This window comes from Sandarakinorhabdus sp. FBCC-B8862 (assembly GCF_059745315.1).
Genome location: NZ_CM185574.1, coordinates 2,349,003 through 2,365,732, shown reverse-complemented (window position 1 = coordinate 2,365,732; position 16,730 = coordinate 2,349,003). Strand labels below are relative to the sequence as shown.

Genomic DNA, 16,730 nt, shown 5'->3' with positions numbered 1-16,730 from the left:
CGATTAGCCGGCCAGAGGGAGGCGCGCAATCAATAGACGTCAGGCGCCGTCGCCCAGGCAATCGGCGGCGGGGTGACGATGGGTGCGCGAGCCGGCTTTGGCTGTTCCACCGGCGCGGCGGCAGCCGGGGCCGTTTTCGCCAGTTGCCCCAGCCCCCAGGCCCCCACCGCCATGGCGGCGAGGCCCAGCGGCGAGACGCGGCGCAGCGCAAACGGCAGGGCGACGGCAGCAACATTGCCGATGGGGCCCAGATCGGCGCCCTTCACCCGGGCGGCAATCTGGCGTGTGGCCGCGGCGGCAGCAGCGCGAACGGCAAGGCGGGCAAGCGGATTGGCCATGAGTCGGCTCCTTTGGGTGGCAATCATAGCACAGATGGGCGTGGCGCGCGGGCCTTCAAGCCTCGCGCTCGGCGGGCTGCCGCGCTATGCCATCGGCATGCCGCACCCGCGCCCGTCCGTGCCCGATGCCCTGCTGCGCCTGTGGATGGCCGCCGAAATCGCCATGGCCGGCCTGTATGCCTGGCTGGCCCATGCCATGCGGGATTGGCCCGCCGATCTGCCAGGCCCGCAGAAGCTGCAATCGGTGGCGATCACCGAGTTCATGTACCTGTTTCTGTTCGTGCCGGCCGCGATTGTTGTGGCGATGCGCTGGCGGGCAACGCGGGATCGGCCACTGGCCGGGCTGGCACTATTCTATGGCCTGGCTTCGGCCGCGTCGTTCGCGGCCTGGGCGCAGGCCGATACCGCCGGCATGATGCGGGCGCTGTTCTGGGCCGATGCCGCCATTTCGCTGGCTGGCGTCCCGGTGGCGGCGCGGGCGCTTCGGCTCAGGGGCTGATCTTCGCAGCGCTCGTCGCGCCCGACAGCGTGTCCACCGCCGTCACCCAGCTGGCCCCGGCCGGCACCTCGGCGGCAAAGCGCCCGGTCTGCCCCGCCCATTTCAGCGGCACCGCCTGCCCGCCCACCCAGGCGTTCAGGCGGAACCGGCTTTCATCCCACAAGGTGCCCGGTGCGATCGGGCAGCCGCACAGCATCGAAACATCGGCCACCACCTGCCCACCCTCCCGCCTTGCGGTGAGCGCGAGGCCGCGCAGTTCCAGCACCCAGCCATCGCCCACCACCGGCTGGCCGGGCAACAGCCAATGGGTGGCGCTTGCGGTCACCGCGACCCCGGCCGGCTTCAGCGGGCCCTTCACCGTCACCAGCACGGCGCGCGGCGCATCGATATCGATCATGGCATCAAATTTCGCCGTCTTGTCATCGGCCTGGGGCATGCCGCGCGGAGCGCCGGGCATGATCTTCGCGGTGTCGCCGGTGCCGCCCTCGATGCGGCCGCTGGCCAGCGGCGCGCCGGTGGCGGCATCGGCCAACGTCACTTCCACCCCGCCCATGCCAGTGCCGATGAACTTGGCGCCCTGGCTGATCACCCGCACCGTCACCGGGGTGGGCACCGCCAATGCCGGGGCAGCAGCGATCAGAGCGAGCAGCGGCAACAGGCGGATCATGCGGTCTCTCCCATCAGGCGGGCAGCAGCGGCCCGCATTTCGGCGTCGCGGTGGCCCAGGCGCGGGGCCGTGGCGGCCTGCACTTGTGCAATGATTTCGGGTCGGGCGGTGGCGGGCGTACCACCATCATGCTGCTCCGGATCATATTCCAGCCCCAGCCGCAGCATCGCTGCCACATCGGGCCCATGCAGATGCGCCAGCACGCGGAAGGCGAAATCGATGCCGCTCGTCACCCCGCCGGCCGAAATGATGTTGCCATCGAACACGGTGCGTTCGGCCACGAACTCGGCCCCGAACAGCGGCAGATAATGGCCCCAGGCCCAGTGGCAGCCGGCCTTGCGGCCCTTCAGCAACCCGGCGGCGGCCAGGATCAGCGATCCGGTGCACACGCTGGTGATCCATTGCAGCCCCGGCGCCTGGGTGCGCAGCCAACCTAGAATTTCGGCATCATTCATCGCCGCCGAACAGCCAAAGCCGCCAGGCACGCACAGCAGATCGAGCTGGCCCACATCGGCCAGCGTGGCGGTGGGCATCAGGGCGAGGCGACAATCGCTCATCACCGGGTCCATCGTCTTGGCGACATAGTCCACGCTGGCGCCGGGCATGCGGCTCAGCACCTGGGCCGGGCCGGTCATGTCAAGCTGGGTCAGCTGGTCATAGAGCAGGAAACCGATGCGCATCAGCGTCACTCCCTTTCAGCTCGCAGCCATAGCGCGCCGGCAGGGCTGGGGCCAGCGCTGCCGCATTGCAGCATCGCCAGAGCCATGCTAATCGCCGCCGCCTGTTCAACGGGTGGGCATATTCGCATGTCAAACCAGGGTGCGTCGCCGGATGCGTCCGCTCATGCTGATCACCACGGGCACGACCAATCGCTGTTGAAGCTGGCGCTGGGCGCCGTTGGGGTCGTGTTCGGTGATATCGGCACCAGCCCGCTCTATGCGTTCAAGGAAACCTTTGCGGGTCACCACCCGCTCGCCCTTGATCCCACCTCCATCTATGGCGTCATCTCGCTGATCTTCTGGACGATGATGCTGGTGGTGACGGTGAAATATGTCTCCGTCATCATGCGGGCCGACAATCGCGGCGAAGGCGGTTCGCTGGCCCTTATCGCGCTGATCTCCCGGCTGTCCCCCGGCGACACGCGCTCGGCCCAGCTGGTGCTGCTGGGCGTGATGGCCACCGCCCTGTTCTTTGGCGATGCCATCATCACGCCGGCGATGTCGGTGCTGTCGGCGGTTGAGGGCATCACGGTCGTGGAAGCGCGCATGGCGCCGCTGGTGCTGCCCATCGCCATTGCCATCCTGCTCGCGCTGTTCCTGCTGCAAAGCCGCGGCACCGCCAAGGTGGGCGCCATCTTTGGCCCGATCGTGCTGGTTTATTTCGCCACGCTGGCCGTGCTGGGCGTTGTCAACATCCTCGCCAATCCCGGCATCATCGCTGCACTGAACCCCATCCACGCCGTCGCATTCGTCGCCGCCAAACCGCTGGCGGCCTTTCTGGCGCTGGGCAGCGTCGTGCTGTCTGTGACCGGGGCCGAGGCGCTTTATGCCGACATGGGGCATTTCGGCCCCAAGCCGATCCGGCTGGCCTGGTATGCATTGGTGCTGCCGGCGCTGATGATCAACTATCTCGGCCAGGGCGCGCTGCTCACCGCCCACCCAGAGGCGCTGGCCAATCCCTTCTTCCTGATGGCGCCGGAATGGGCCCGGCTGCCGCTCGTCGTGCTGGCCACGCTGGCCACCATCATCGCCAGCCAGGCGGTGATCTCGGGCGCCTTTTCCGTCACCATGCAGGCCATCCAGCTTGGCTTCCTGCCGCGCATGAAGATCGTCCACACCTCGGCATCGGCCTTCGGGCAAATCTATATCCCGGCGGTCAACTGGGCGCTGCTCGTGCTGGTGATGTTCCTGGTGCTGGGCTTCCAGACCTCGTCCAACCTCGCCGCCGCCTATGGCATCGCCGTCACCGGCACCATGCTGATCGATACGCTGCTGGTCGGCGTGCTGGTGCTCACCATCTGGCGCTGGCCGGCCTGGTGGGCGGCACCGCTGCTGGCGATCTTCGCGCTGGTTGATTTCGCCTATTTCGCCTCCAACCTCACCAAGGTGCCGGATGGCGGCTGGTTCCCGCTGGTCATCGGGCTGATCGGCTTCACCGGCCTTACCACCTGGTCGCGCGGCCGCGCCCTGATGCAGGATCGCCTGCGCGACAGTTCGATGCCGATGGACGTGTTCATCAAGTCCGCCGCCGCCGCCGCCACCCGGGTGCCCGGCACCGCCGTGTTCATGACGACAAGTCCGGTGGGTGTGCCGCAGGCCCTGCTGCATAATCTGAAGCACAACAAGATCCTGCACGAACGCATCATGATCCTGACGGTGGTGATCGACGAAGTGCCCTATGTCTCCGACGAGGATCGCATCGGCGTGCGCGATCTGGGCGGCGGCTTCTATCGCATCCTCATCCGCTATGGCTTCATGCAGGAAATCGACATTCCGGCGGTGCTGAAGAAGGTTGAAAACTGCGGGCCACGGCTGAAGATGATGGAAACCAGCTTCTTCCTGTCGCGCCAGACGCTGCTGGCCAGCGACAAGCCCGGCATGGCGATCTGGCGCGAGCATCTGTTCAGCTGGATGATGCGCAACGCCGAAAGCGCGATGGACTTCTTCAAGCTGCCCACCAACCGCGTTGTCGAGCTCGGCAGCCAGGTCGAGATCTGACGATATTTGGCCTTTGACGCCTGTCAGGCTATGGTGCCGTCATGGTTGAGCGCGTGGCCCGAGGCTTTTTTCACGACAAGAACCGCGCCTTCTGGCTGCTGCAGGGCGGTGGCTGGCTGGCCTATTTCCTGCTGCGTTCGCTGTCCGGCCTCGCCAATTCGATGGGGCTGGGCTTTGTGCTGCCAACCATCATCGTCACCGCCACCGGCGCGTCCATCACCCTTTTGCTCGCCGCCGCCTATCGCCGGCTGATCACCATGAAGCCGCTGTTCACGTGGACGGCAACCGCGCTGCTGCTGGTCACCGCGTCGGCGCTGTTTTCGGTGCTCGAAGTGTGGGCCCATGCCACCTTCTACCAGCCGGGCTGGCAGCCCAAGGGCGTGGAGTTTCTCGGCGCCATCCTGCTGGACTTCTCCGTGCTGGGCGCCTGGACCGGGCTTTATTATGGCATCAACTATTATCTGCTGCTGGCCGAACAATCCGAACGCATGCTCACCATGGCGGCCCAGGCCAACAACGCCCAGCTCGCCATGCTGCGCTATCAGCTCAACCCCCATTTCCTGTTCAACACGCTGAACAGCATCTCCACCCTGGTGCTACTGAAACAGACGGATCGCGCCAACGCCATGCTGTCCCGCCTCGCCAGCTTCCTGCGCTACAGCCTGGTGGGGGAGCGGGAGGGCCTGGCTACCGTGGCGCAAGAGGCCGAAGCGCTCAAACTCTACCTCGATATCGAACGCACCCGCTTTGAAAGCCGCCTGCGCACCCGCTTCGACATCGCGCCGGATGTGATGGAAGCACGGCTGCCCAGCCTGCTGCTGCAGCCGCTGATCGAAAACGCCATCAAATATGCCGTCACCCCATCGGAAGACGGTGCCGACATATTGGTGGACGCCCGGCGCATGGCCGACCGGCTGGTGATCACCATCGCCGATACCGGGCCGGGGCTGGGCGGTGTGGCGCCCGAATCCGGCGGCACCGGCGTGGGCCTCGCCAACATCCGCGAGCGGCTGGCGCAAAGCTATGGTCCGGATCATCGCTTCGAACTGGCCGACAATGAACCGCACGGCCTGATCGTGTTGATCGACGTGCCCTATCAGACCGACGCGCAATCGCCGCAGGGCAGCCCGCCGCCGCTCGCCGCAAAGCCTCCACTCGTCGCAAATCCGGTTGCCGTGCCGGCCGCAGCACCACAGGTGTAAGCCATGCCGATCCGTACCATCCTGGTTGATGACGAACCGCTGGCCATCCAGGGCCTGGAACTGCGCCTGCAACCGTTCGAGGATATCGAGATCATCGAGCGTTGCGCCAACGGCCGCGAGGCCATCAAGGCCGTACGCGCCCACAAGCCGGATCTGGTCTTCCTCGATATCCAGATGCCGGGCTTTGACGGCTTTCAGGTCGTCGCCGGCCTCGCCGATATCGAACCGCCGCTGTTCGTGTTCGTCACCGCCTTCACCCAGCACGCGCTGAAAGCCTTCGAGGCCGAGGCGGTGGATTATCTGCTGAAGCCTGTCGACGAAGAACGTCTGGCCGCCACCATCGAACGCGTCCGCCAGCGCCTCGCCGAAAAACAGGGCATGGCCGGGGCGGAACGGCTGAAGGAAATCCTGTCCGAAGTGGCGCCAGACGCGCTGCCCGACGATCTGGGCGAAGCGGCTCAGGCCAGCCGCTATGAGAAGATCATCAACATCAAGGACCGCGGCCAGATTTTCCGCGTCGATGTCGCCGATATCGAACGCATCGATGCCGCCGGCGATTATATGTGCATCTACACCGCCGATCAGACGCTGGTGTTGCGCGAAACGATGAAGGATCTGGAACGCCGGCTCGATCCGAAGAAGTTCCAGCGCATCCACCGTTCAACAATCGTCAACCTTGATAACATCAAAAGTGTGAAGCCACACACCAATGGTGAATGTTTCTTGATTCTTGGTAGCGGCACGCAAGTAAAAGTTTCCAGAAGTTACCGGGATGTTGTCGCAAGATTTTTGTAACCTATTGAAACACAACATTGTTAGCCTGAGTTTACAGTCACAATATTGTAACAGGATTCCTCTCTTCGACGGCGTCGAAATTCGCTGTGGCATGATATTTGCAGGACATGACACGGGGGACTTCCCCCTGTTGTTGTGGAGTAGCGTATCATGTTCAGATTTCTCGTCGCTGGGCTCGTCGCCCTCGCCGCACAGCCCGCTGCCGCCGTCAGCTTTGTAAACGGCAGTTTCGAAACCGGTAACTTCACCGGTGCCCCGTTCGATGAACTCACCGCCCCCAGCACCGATATCACTGGCTGGCAGGTCGGCCCGCTCGGGGTCGACTGGGCCGCCAGCCTGTGGCGGGCCTCCAAGGGCCTGCGCTCGGTGGAACTGGCCTCGACCGATCGCGGCCAGATCTTTCAGCGCCTCACCGGCCTCACCGTCGGCCGTACCTATCGTGTCGGTTTCGATGTGGCAGGCAATCCGCTCGGCGGTCCGGCCACCTATGGCTTCGGCACCAGCACGTCCGGCGCGCAGGTGACCAACTTCACCGTCGACGTGACGGCGGCCAATTCGCCCACCAACATGGGCTGGCTCCGTCGCTTCGTCACCTTCGTTGCGGTTGCCGAGGACCAGAACTTCTCGTTCATCGGCCGCACCGACGGTCCCTACGGCGCGGTGATAGACAATGTGAAGATCGCAGCGGTGCCGGAGCCGAAGGGCTGGGCACTCCTCATCCTCGGCTTTGGCATGGTCGGGCTTGTTGCCCGGCGGCGCAGCCGTCCGCTCACCCTCGCTGCCTGATACGAAAAAGGGCCACTGCCGGCGCGGCAGTGGCCCTGATTTCGGTTGCTTGGCCGCTGCTTACAGCTTGCCGGCCAGTTCCGGCACCACGGTGAACAGATCGCCCACCAGGCCCACATCGGCAACCTGGAAGATCGGGGCTTCCTCGTCCTTGTTGATGGCGACGATGATCTTGCTGTCCTTCATGCCGGCTAGGTGCTGGATGGCACCCGAGATGCCCACGGCCACATAAAGTTCCGGCGCGACGATCTTGCCGGTCTGGCCAACCTGATAATCATTGGGCGCATAGCCGGCGTCCACCGCGGCGCGGCTGGCGCCGACGGCGGCACCCAGTTTGTCGGCCAGCGGATCAATATATTCGTGGAACTTTTCCGACGAACCCAGCGCGCGGCCGCCCGACACGATGATCTTGGCCGCCGTCAGTTCGGGGCGGGCCGACTTGGTCAGCTCGGCGCCGACAAAGCTCGACGTGCCGGCATCACCGGCGCCGCCAACGGCTTCAACCGCAGCGCTGCCGCCCGAGGTCGCAGCCTTGGCAAAGGCAGTGCCGCGCACGGTGATCACCTTCTTGGCATCGGCCGACTTCACGGTGGCAATGGCGTTGCCGGCATAGATCGGGCGGGTGAAGGTGTCCGGCCCTTCCACCGACAGGATTTCGGAAATCTGCGCCACATCCAGGGCGGCGGCCACGCGCGGGGCGATATTCTTGCCGCGGCTGGTCGCCGGCGCCACGAAGGCATCATAACCGGCCATCAGGCCAGCGACGAGCGGGGCGACATTTTCCGGCAGCGCGGCGCCATAGGCCGCGTCGTCTGCGACCAGCACCTTGGCCACACCGGCCACCTTGGCCGCAGCATCGGCCACCGCGCCGCAGCCGGAACCGGCCACCAGCACATGCACATCGCCGCCAAGCTGGCCAGCCGCCGTGACGGCCGCCAGGGTGGCATCCTTCAGTTCGCTGTTGTCATGTTCAGCCAAAACCAGCGTGCTCATGCGACGGCTCCCATTTCCTTCAGCTTCGCAACCAGCTCATCCACCGACTTCACCTTGATGCCCGCCTGGCGCTTGGCCGGCTCGGTCACCTTCAGGGTGGTCAGGCGCGGGGTCATGTCCACGCCGTAATCGGCCGGCGTCTTGTTGGCGATCGGCTTGGATTTCGCCTTCATGATGTTGGGCAGCGACGCATAGCGCGGCTCGTTCAGACGCAGATCGGTCGTCACGATCGCCGGCAGCTTCAGCGCCACGGTTTCCAGGCCGCCATCGATTTCGCGGGTCACGTTCACCGTGTCGCCCTGCGGATCGACCTTGGAGGCAAAGGTGCCCTGCGGCCAGCCGAGCAGGCCGGCCAGCATCTGGCCGGTCTGGTTGGCGTCATCGTCAATCGCCTGCTTGCCCAGGATGATCAGGCCGGGGGTTTCCTCGGCGGCGATCTTCGCCAGCACCTTGGCAACGGCCAGCGATTCGGTCGTCACGTCGGTCTGCACCAGGATGCCGCGATCGGCGCCCATGGCCAGCGCGGTGCGCAGCGTTTCGGTGCACTGCTGCACCCCGATGGAGACGACCACCACCTCGGTGGCGATGCCCTTTTCCTTCAGGCGGATGGCCTCTTCGACGGCGATTTCGTCGAAGGGGTTCATGCTCATCTTGATGTTGGCGAGCTCGACGCCGGTCTGATCCGACTTCACCCGCACCTTGACGTTGTAATCAACCACCCGTTTGACGGGGACAAGCACCTTCATGGCCAGCCTTTCCCAAGGTTGCACTGGAATTGCCACTGCACTTGGCCGATGCCGCCCACAGGGTCAAGGGCCAAGTTGACGTTAACGTCAACCGGCCGCACCCGCCTGGCAAAAAAGGGCGGCCCGGTGCGGGTCGCACACCGGGCCGCCAGGTCGGGAAAATCAGGCCGTGGCAGCGCGACGGCGACGCGCAATGGCCCCCACCAGGCCAAAGCCGGCAATCAGCATGGCCCAGCTTGCCGGTTCCGGCACGGCGCCAACCCGGGTCAACTGGGTGTTGACGACATATTGGCCCAGCGCCTTGGAGTTGGTGACCGCCTTGCCGTTGTCATCCTCATAATGGATGCCGCCATAAATGCGACTGATCCCGGCTTCAGCGGCAGCGGCCGAGAAGCTGGCGAAGCAGCGGTTCTCACCCGGAACAGCCGAGGCCGGATCGGAACCGGTGCAGAATGCCAGATTGTCATTGCCGAAAAATGCCGCCAGCGCCCCGGCGGCACTGCCGGAAAAGCTGGAATGGCCTGACACATAGGACGGGAAGTTGGGCGTGCTCAACAGCGGGGTCCAGCCCGGCTCGCCATCCACGCCGCAGGTCGCCACCGTGCAGTTGTTGATCGCCGTGACCGGACGCCAGGTGTTGTAGGTGTATTTGTCATTCCAGGCGGTGATCCCGGCATCAGCAACGGACATGCCGAGCAGGGCCGTGAGCCGCGCCGCTTCCAGGGTCGACAGGCCCGTCATGAAGCCATTGGCAATCTGCACCCAATGCCCCGGCGGCGTGAATGTGCCACCACCATCGGCCCAGAAACGCGCGATCAGCTGCTGTTCCGGCGTGCCGCAGGTGGAACAACCCAGCGCCTTGACCTGGTTGTAATCGGCGATCCATTCCGGCGAGCCCAGCGCCAGCGGCGGGCCATTGCCGAACTGGCTGGCGTTCATGGCGGCAAAGGTCGTCACAGTGCCCCACAGCGGCAGCACCGGGTTGCTTGGCTGGGTCGGCTGGAAATCGCCCGGATTGCTGCCCGGCGTGTACGGCACCTGGGCCGTGGCAGAACCGTCTGCCGACCGCGCGTTGAAGAAGCTGGTGGCGATGCTGCTGCCAAGCGCCAGGCTGGCCGCCCGCTGGCCGTTGCTGATCGACAGCGCATTCAGCTTGTTGTTCATGTCCACCGTCAGGCTGGCCGACAGCGTTGGGAACAAATGGCCCATCATCGTGTAACCGGCCGCAATGGCCAGCGCGTCGCGCTGCACACCGGTCACAGGCCCGCCGGCATAGCTGTAACCCTGATAACCCATGTGAGAGCCGGCGTTCACCGCATCGAACATGGCAATGCCCACCATCGCGATCGCGCGCGACGCGCGCGGCGGCGGCGTGGTCGCCGCGGTGGCGCGGATGCTGTTGAGCAGCGTGGTGTTGACAGTCTGGACAGCGGCACTGGCATGGGCCGCGCCCGGCAAAGCCACAGCGGCGATTGCAGCCAACGCCACGGCCGCCCGCAGCGCAGGAAGTTTCGTCTTGGTCATCATGGTCCCCCGGTGTCATCGCGCCGGAGGCGCATGGCAGCGCTTCCGGCTGCCCAAATGTGAAATCAAAAGGTTAAATTTACATCAATGACGTGAATGACATTTGTGCTTGGCCAGCAATGTTGACTGTTTCAGCCGCTCAGCGATTTGCGCCGGGCACCCACAGCACATCGCCCGAACCACCCTGTTCCGGTGCATTTTCCAGCCGCGCCAGCACGAACAGCAGATCGGAAAGCCGATTGAGATACTGCCGCGCCGGGCCGGACATCTCATCACCGGCGGCGACCGCATCGCGTTCGGCCCGGCGCACGATGGTGCGCGCCAGGTGCAGATGGGCACCCGCCGCGCTGCCGGCCGGCAGGATGAAGCTGGTCAGCGGCGCCAGTCGGTCGTTGGCGGCATCGATCTGGCTTTCCAGCCAGTCCACCTGCGCCGGCACGATGCGCAGGGCGCCGTCAATGCCCTCCGGCGTCGCCACATCGGCGCCCAGGTCAAACAGATCATTCTGGATGCGCGACAGCAACGAGTCGGTGGCCGGGGTCACATGCAGCCGGGCAAGTCCGATCGCGGCATTGGCTTCGTCCACACTGCCCATCACCACCGGGCGGTGGCTGGCCTTGGACACACGGCTGCCATCCACCAGGCCAGTGGAGCCATCATCCCCGGTGCGGGTGTAGATGCGGTTCAGTTTGACCATGGCGGCGCCCTCAACCCGGGCGGTTGATCAGGAACAGGATGATCACAAACACGATGGCCAGCGCCTGCAGCGCCACGCGCAGGCTCATCATCCGGTTGGACTGTTCCCCGGTGATATCCTGGCCGCGCGCCATGATGATGATGCCGCGGGCCAGCACCGCAAGCGTCGCGACAGCGGAAGCGACCATGAAGAAGACGAGCGCGGATTGCATGGTCAATGGGTGTATCAGTCTTTCTCGCCTGCGAAAGGGGGGTGCGGCAGCAAGCCCCTGCGACAGACCAGACCTGTCAGCCCATTTCGACATGGGCCTGACAGGCTGATTGGACAAATGCCGCTGCCCCGATCAGGCTGCCGCCATATCGCGAGCGGCCCGGCGGCGCAGCGCGGTGCCGGTGGCGCCAAAGCCGATGATCAGCATCAGCCAGCCGGCCGGTTCCGGCACGCCGCCTGGCAGCGGCGTGACCGTGTAGCTGAGGGCGGTGCTGGTCAGCGATTGCGCCGGCAGCGCCAGCAGCTGGGTCTGGTTGCTCGCCGTGCCGCGGCGGAAGCGCAGCGACAGGAACGGCGTTGATCCCGGCTGCTGCAGCATGGCGCCGAAATCCGGCGCCGACAGATCGGTCAACAGGCCCGGCAGCGCCGGCAGATCGCTGTTTTCACTGCGCGAAAAGGTCAACGCGCCCAGAAACACGTCCGAAGGCAGCCCGGCAAAGCCCACACTGTTGGCAAAATCATAGGGCAGCACCGGGCCATTGGCATCAAAACTGGTGACCCCGGCCGAAATCCCAACCTGATCGGTGCGCCGGTTGGCATTGCCAGGCACGCCGCCATTGTTGACCAAGAACAGATTGCCGGGATCGCTGGCCTTCTGGGTGAAGGTGATCGCACCGCCCGGCGCAAAGATCGCCACCAGCCCACCTTCGACCGCGCCACTCCAGAAGCCGCTTTCGCCCTGCCCGCCAATCGGGCCAGAAGCGGTGAAGACCGACGGCTGGCCATTGATCACGAAGGAAGCAAAGAAGCTCTGGCCCGCAAACTGCGCCAGTTCCGGAATCGGATTGGCCGACGGGGCGACCACCAACCCGCCGCTGACCGTCACAAAATAGCGCTGCGCCGCCGCCGGGGCCGCAGCGGCCAGGGCCAGCACAGCCAGCCCGCAAATCAATTTTCTCATCAACAAATCCCTGATTTTACTATTGTTATTTAGACACAGGGTCACAAACTGGCCAGCAGCTCCCGGGCTGTCAACCCGCCCGCGCGCAGCGCTGCCAGGGTTTCGCCAGCATCGCGTTTGGCCAGCCGCCGCCCATCCGGGCCGGTCAACAGGCGGTGATGGTGATAACGCGGGGTGGGCAGGCCCAGCAGCGCCTGCAGCAGCACTTGGCAGTGGGTGGCGGCAAACAGATCCACCCCGCGCACCACGTCGCTGATCCCTTGCGCGGCATCATCCACCACCACGGCAAGGGCATAGGCCGTGCCGATGTCGCGCCGGCCGATGACGATATCGCCTCCCGCCGCCGCATCGGCCGCCTGCCAGCCTTCACGCGCATCATGCCAGCGCAAGGGCCCGGTAATAGCGAGCGCGGCCGCGACATCCAGCCGCCAGGCCGGCCTTTCGGTTGCCAACCGGGCGGCACGCGTGGCCGCGTCCAGCCGCCGGCAGGTGCCAGGATACACCGGCCCCTCCGGCCCATGCGGGGCGCTGGCCGCCGCCGCAATGTCGCTGCGCGTGCAGAAACAGGGATAGGCCACGCCCTGCGCCACCAGCCGTTCCAGCGCGGCGGCATAGACCGGCCCCCGTTCCGACTGGCGCCACACCGGCCCGTCCCAATCCAGCCCCAGCCAGGCCAGGTCGTCCAAAATGGCTGCTTCAAATTCCGGCCGGCAGCGGGTGGTGTCGATATCCTCGATGCGCAGCACGAACCGGCCGCCAGCCGCCCGTGCCAGCCGCCACGCCGTCACCGCCGACAGGGCGTGGCCGCGGTGCAGCAGCCCGGTGGGCGACGGCGCAAAGCGACTGGCGACAGACTTATCCACAGTTTCCACACCAAGATGATGGGCTGTCATTGGCCTGACACACAATCTGTTGTAAAGATGGCCCCATCACGGAAGTGGCCGCCCGATTGCGGCCCTGGGGGCAATCCGCCCCTTGTGCGACTGGGCCCGTGACACGGATTGGCCACTCCCTTGCTCAGGGAGGGCACGGCCGATGCTGACGACAGACCTCATCGAGGAAAAATTCGTCACCGCACCCCATCTCGTCTCGCCAGAGGCCTGCCCGGCGCTGGTGCTCAACGCCGATTATACCCCGCTGTCCTATTTCCCGCTGTCGCTGTGGCCGTGGCAAACCGCGATCAAGGCCGCCTTTCTGGAACGGGTCGACATCATCGCCGAATATGACCGGGAAATCGCCTCGCCCTCGCTGCGCATGAAGCTGCCCTCGGTCATCGCGCTCCGGCAATATGTGCGCCCGGCCAGCCACCCGGCCTTCACCCGCTTCAACCTGTTCCTGCGCGATCGCTTCACCTGCCAATATTGCGGCGTGCCTGGCGGCGAGCTCACCTTCGATCATGTCATTCCGCGCGCCTATGGCGGCCGCACCACCTGGGAAAATGTCACCACCGCCTGCGCGCCGTGCAACCTGAAAAAGGGCGGCCGCACCCCGGCCGAAGCACATATGCACCTGCACACACGCCCGCACCAGCCGCACACCCACGAACTCCAATCCAACGGCCGCGCCTTCCCGCCGCACCATTGCCACGAAACCTGGCGCGATTACCTCTATTGGGATGTCGAGCTGCTGGCCTGACTTGCATTCATCCCCACGGCTGGCATGAATGGCGCCCTGATATCGGGGGAAGATCATGGCCGCCGTGCTGACAGTGCTTGACGAGGATTTTGGCCGCCCGGTGGCGGAGCGGCGTGCCGCCGGCCAGTTGCGGCTGGTCAGCCAGCGGACCAGCGCCCGCGCCATCATCACCGAGCGGGTGGCGCAGGAGGTGGCGCTGCTGACGGCCCGCGAAGAGGCATCGCTGGCGACCCGCTCCTTCCTGGTCGCGCCCGCGCCGGCGGAAACGGCGCTCAACCCGCTGTTCGCCCACCGCCGCCCGCGCCGCATCGACGCGGCCGCCGAAACGACGCGCGCCTGCGCCGCCTTCGAACAACGCCGTTTCATCCTGCTGGTCGACGAGGTGCAGCTGGACGGGCTGGATGACGAGGTCGGGCTGGGCGAAACCAGCGAGGTCATCTTCCTGCACCTGTCGCCGCTGAAGGGCGGCTGATGTCGATACTGGACACACTACGGGGCTTGATGGGTGTTGCCCCTTCGTCAGCTGGCGCCCCGAAAACGAACGATCTGCCGACCGAAACGGAAGGGCAGCGCATCGTCAAGACGATCTGCAAGCAGGCTATCGGCGAACCCAACCAATGGCCGAAGAAGTTGTCGTTCTCGCCGCGCTGGCTGGCGCTGAAGGATGATCCGCCCGAACTGCAGATTGCGGTCATGCTGGCCGCCGTCAATCCGGCTCGGGATGATGTAACGGTCTATGCCGGCGACAGTTATCATGTGGAGGCGCTGCGCAACACGATAATCGGCCAGATCGTCCGGCGCGATCTGCCCTTCTCCGCCGACGTGCTGACCACGCTGCTCACCGCCTGGTCCAAACAGCGTTATGGCCTGGAAATGGGCCTGCCTGGCCGCGCCATGCTGGGCGCGGTCGAGCGCCACGTGAAAAAGGCGCCGCTTGATGCCGGGCTGCGCGACGTGCTGCGCACCCTGCGGGCAATGGCCAACCGCGGCGCCTATGGCGGCAGCCCCAGCAAGGTCACGCGCGAGATCGCTGACCGCATCGACCAGCTGCTCGATGGCACCACCGACACGCCGAAACTGCCCGCCGGCCGGTTCGCGGAGCACTGGCAGTCCCTGATGGCAGCGCGGGCCACCAGCGAGCAGCCGCAATGGCAGGCGCTGGCGCTCCATTGCGCCAGCAGCGCGGCCAAGGGCCAGCCCAGCAGCAAATGGCAGGCAACGGGCACGGCGGTGCTGGCCGGGCTTGATCCCGCGCAGCTCAGCGCGCTGGTCATCGGCCTGCTTGCCGAGGTAGTGCCCGATCCCGGCCGTGTCGACGACAGTCTCGACATTCTGAAGGGCCTGATCTGGCTCACCCCGCAGCTGGATCATGCCGAACTGGCCGGCCCGGTTGGCCGCTTTGCCGAGCTGTGCTTCCGCAAGGTCCCGAACCAGGGCGCCCGCTCGGTCAGCCTGGGCAACGCCTGCCTGTGGGCGCTGTCGGCAATGGCGGACGGCCCGCATGCGGCGGCCGAGCTGTTCCGGCTGCAGGCGAAGATCAAATATCCATCAGCGCAGGCCCAGATCGCCAAACGGCTGGCGGCGCTGGCCGACAGCAGCGGCCAGAGCATCGCGGCCCTGGAAGACATCGGCCTGCCCGATCACGGCCTGGATGACGCTGGCCTCAGGGTCGAGCAGATCGCAGGCTTCACGGCCACCATCACACTCACCGCCGCCGACACCAGCCTCGACTGGCAGGATGCCACCGGCAAGCCGCTGAAGGCGGTGCCGGCAGCGGTGCGCACCGGCCACAAGGCCGATCTCGCCGCCATCCGCAAGGCGCTGGCCGATATCGAGGCGGCGCGCGCCGGCCAGGTGCTGCGGCTCGAAGCAAGCTGGGTCGAGCGGCGCGACTGGGCATTGGCCGATTGGCAGGCGCATTATCTCGGCCACCGGCTGCGCCGCCCAATCGTGGAAGCGCTGCTGTGGGACATTGGCGGCACCATCGTGCTGCCCCGCGACAACCGGCTGGAAACGCTGGACGGCAGCGACTTCACCCCGCCCGCCGATGCCCGCGTGCGGCTGTGGCACCCGTTGCTCAGCCCGCCCGCCACCGTGCTGGCCTGGCGGGAGCGCATCATCGCTGCCGGCCTCACCCAGCCGATCCGCCAGGCCCACCGCGAAATCTATGTGCTCACCGATGCGGAGCGCGCGACCAATATCTATTCCAACCGCTTTGCTGCCCATGTTCTGCGCCAGCACCAGTTCCGCGCGCTCTGCCAGGCCCGCGGCTGGCGCTATGGCCTGATGGGCGGCTGGGATGGCTGGAACATCCCCGAACGCCATGTCCCCGCCCACGGCCTCACCGCGCAATATCAGGTCGAAGCGATGTTGACCGATCAGATGGCCGCCAGTGGCGTGTCGCTGCATGTCGCCACCGATCAGCTGCGGTTCGTCAATGCCCAAGGGCAGCCGGTACCGCTTGCCCAGATCGATCCGCTGCTGCTGTCGGAAGTGATGCGCGATTGCGATCTGTTTGTCGCCGTCACCAGCGTCGCCAACGATCCCAACTGGACGGATGGCGGCCCCAACGGCCGCTTTGGCCAATATTGGCAGGATTGGGCCTTTGGCGATCTCAACCAGACCGCCGCCATGCGCCGCGATCTCATCGCCCGCATCGCCCCGCGGCTGGCCATCGCCGCCCAGCTGGAGGTGGGCGACAAGGCGCTGATCGTCACCGGCAAGCGGCACCGCTATGCCATCCACTTCGGATCGTCGAACATCCAGATCCTGCCCGGCAACCGCTATCTGTGCATCGTTCCCGACGGCGCCCCACCCGAAGCCCGCAACCTCGCCCTGCCCTTTGCCGGCGACAATCTGGTGTCCATCATCCTCGCCAAGGCCTTCCTGCTGGCCGACGAAAGCAAGATCACCGACAAGACAATCCTGTCGCAACTGTGACCAGCGAACCGGCAGTTTCT

At 65.8% G+C, this 16,730-nt stretch carries 17 protein-coding genes and 2 pseudogenes; 8 read left to right on the top strand and 11 right to left on the bottom strand.

Translation table 11 applies throughout. The features are described 5' to 3' along the window. Positions 1 to 29 precede the first annotated feature (29 nt). Entirely contained in the window at positions 30 to 338 is a 309-nt protein-coding gene (locus tag AC6BOR_RS11450; protein ID WP_498058548.1) for a hypothetical protein, read from the bottom strand. On the opposite strand from AC6BOR_RS11450, the gene AC6BOR_RS11445 reads away from it, so the two are divergent. Further along, positions 337 to 837 carry a hypothetical protein gene (locus AC6BOR_RS11445; protein WP_498058547.1) on the top strand — a complete coding sequence of 167 codons (501 nt, stop codon included), beginning with the start codon at positions 337 to 339 and terminating at the stop codon, positions 835 to 837. The two genes, AC6BOR_RS11450 and AC6BOR_RS11445, sit on opposite strands and share 2 nt — an antisense overlap. On the opposite strand, the gene AC6BOR_RS11440 is transcribed toward AC6BOR_RS11445, so the two are convergent. Further along, on the bottom strand, positions 827 to 1,504 hold the full coding sequence (locus AC6BOR_RS11440) for a hypothetical protein (RefSeq protein ID WP_498058546.1): 678 nt from the start codon (positions 1,502 to 1,504) through the stop codon (positions 827 to 829). The genes AC6BOR_RS11445 and AC6BOR_RS11440 overlap by 11 nt on opposite strands. Beyond that, positions 1,501 to 2,184 (bottom strand): DJ-1/PfpI family protein, encoded by a 684-nt coding sequence (locus AC6BOR_RS11435; RefSeq protein WP_498058545.1) that lies wholly within the window; start codon positions 2,182 to 2,184, stop codon positions 1,501 to 1,503. Before AC6BOR_RS11435 ends, AC6BOR_RS11440 begins: the two co-directional genes overlap by 4 nt. Positions 2,185 to 2,310: 126 nt before the next feature. Between AC6BOR_RS11435 and AC6BOR_RS11430 the strand changes: the two genes are divergently transcribed. The 4 genes from AC6BOR_RS11430 (at position 2,311) to AC6BOR_RS11415 (ending at position 7,004) form a co-directional block, all read left to right on the top strand. Then, positions 2,311 to 4,221: a potassium transporter Kup gene (locus AC6BOR_RS11430; RefSeq protein WP_498058544.1), complete on the top strand. Its 1,911-nt coding sequence runs from the start codon at positions 2,311 to 2,313 to the stop codon at positions 4,219 to 4,221. 41 nt (positions 4,222 to 4,262) lie between these two features. Next, positions 4,263 to 5,423 carry a sensor histidine kinase gene (locus tag AC6BOR_RS11425; RefSeq protein WP_498058543.1) on the top strand — a complete coding sequence of 387 codons (1,161 nt, stop codon included), beginning with the start codon at positions 4,263 to 4,265 and terminating at the stop codon, positions 5,421 to 5,423. A 3-nt stretch (positions 5,424 to 5,426) separates the two neighbouring features. After that, a complete protein-coding gene (locus tag AC6BOR_RS11420) occupies positions 5,427 to 6,218 on the top strand; it encodes a LytR/AlgR family response regulator transcription factor (protein ID WP_498058542.1) in 792 nt (263 codons plus the stop codon). 150 nt (positions 6,219 to 6,368) lie between these two features. Continuing rightward, positions 6,369 to 7,004, top strand: a complete 636-nt coding sequence (locus AC6BOR_RS11415) for a DUF642 domain-containing protein (protein WP_498058541.1) — start codon at positions 6,369 to 6,371, stop codon at positions 7,002 to 7,004. Between the two features lie 60 nt (positions 7,005 to 7,064). Here AC6BOR_RS11415 and AC6BOR_RS11410 read toward each other — a convergent pair whose 3' ends face one another. From AC6BOR_RS11410 to gluQRS, 8 genes and pseudogenes are all read right to left on the bottom strand, one after another. Continuing rightward, entirely contained in the window at positions 7,065 to 7,997 is a 933-nt protein-coding gene (locus AC6BOR_RS11410) for an electron transfer flavoprotein subunit alpha/FixB family protein (protein WP_086115720.1), read from the bottom strand. Continuing rightward, positions 7,994 to 8,743, bottom strand: coding sequence for an electron transfer flavoprotein subunit beta/FixA family protein (locus AC6BOR_RS11405; protein ID WP_498058540.1), 750 nt, complete (start codon positions 8,741 to 8,743; stop codon positions 7,994 to 7,996). Before AC6BOR_RS11405 ends, AC6BOR_RS11410 begins: the two co-directional genes overlap by 4 nt. A 162-nt stretch (positions 8,744 to 8,905) precedes the next feature. Further along, a pseudogene (locus AC6BOR_RS11400) lies at positions 8,906 to 9,001 on the bottom strand (PEPxxWA-CTERM sorting domain-containing protein); the annotation flags it as partial. 27 nt (positions 9,002 to 9,028) lie between these two features. Then, positions 9,029 to 9,484, bottom strand: a pseudogene (locus AC6BOR_RS11395) (phosphatase PAP2 family protein); the annotation flags it as partial. Between the two features lie 922 nt (positions 9,485 to 10,406). Continuing rightward, on the bottom strand, positions 10,407 to 10,964 hold the full coding sequence (locus AC6BOR_RS11390; RefSeq protein WP_498058539.1) for a cob(I)yrinic acid a,c-diamide adenosyltransferase: 558 nt from the start codon (positions 10,962 to 10,964) through the stop codon (positions 10,407 to 10,409). A gap of 10 nt (positions 10,965 to 10,974) precedes the next feature. Beyond that, positions 10,975 to 11,175, bottom strand: coding sequence for a twin transmembrane helix small protein (locus AC6BOR_RS11385; RefSeq protein WP_094472457.1), 201 nt, complete (start codon positions 11,173 to 11,175; stop codon positions 10,975 to 10,977). Between the two features lie 132 nt (positions 11,176 to 11,307). After that, a complete protein-coding gene (locus tag AC6BOR_RS11380; RefSeq protein ID WP_498058538.1) occupies positions 11,308 to 12,135 on the bottom strand; it encodes a PEPxxWA-CTERM sorting domain-containing protein in 828 nt (275 codons plus the stop codon). A 41-nt stretch (positions 12,136 to 12,176) separates the two neighbouring features. Continuing rightward, on the bottom strand, positions 12,177 to 13,028 hold the full coding sequence (gene gluQRS / locus AC6BOR_RS11375) for a tRNA glutamyl-Q(34) synthetase GluQRS (protein WP_498058537.1): 852 nt from the start codon (positions 13,026 to 13,028) through the stop codon (positions 12,177 to 12,179). A gap of 142 nt (positions 13,029 to 13,170) precedes the next feature. Between gluQRS and AC6BOR_RS11370 the strand changes: the two genes are divergently transcribed. Genes AC6BOR_RS11370 through AC6BOR_RS11360 form a run of 3 tightly spaced genes read left to right on the top strand, consistent with a single transcriptional unit; the run spans position 13,171 to position 16,710 of the window. Next, positions 13,171 to 13,770: an HNH endonuclease gene (locus tag AC6BOR_RS11370; protein WP_498058536.1), complete on the top strand. Its 600-nt coding sequence runs from the start codon at positions 13,171 to 13,173 to the stop codon at positions 13,768 to 13,770. A gap of 55 nt (positions 13,771 to 13,825) precedes the next feature. Next, positions 13,826 to 14,242, top strand: coding sequence for a hypothetical protein (locus AC6BOR_RS11365; protein ID WP_498058535.1), 417 nt, complete (start codon positions 13,826 to 13,828; stop codon positions 14,240 to 14,242). A 29-nt stretch (positions 14,243 to 14,271) separates the two neighbouring features. Beyond that, on the top strand, positions 14,272 to 16,710 hold the full coding sequence (locus tag AC6BOR_RS11360; protein ID WP_498058534.1) for a DUF4132 domain-containing protein: 2,439 nt from the start codon (positions 14,272 to 14,274) through the stop codon (positions 16,708 to 16,710). Positions 16,711 to 16,730: the final 20 nt, after the last annotated feature.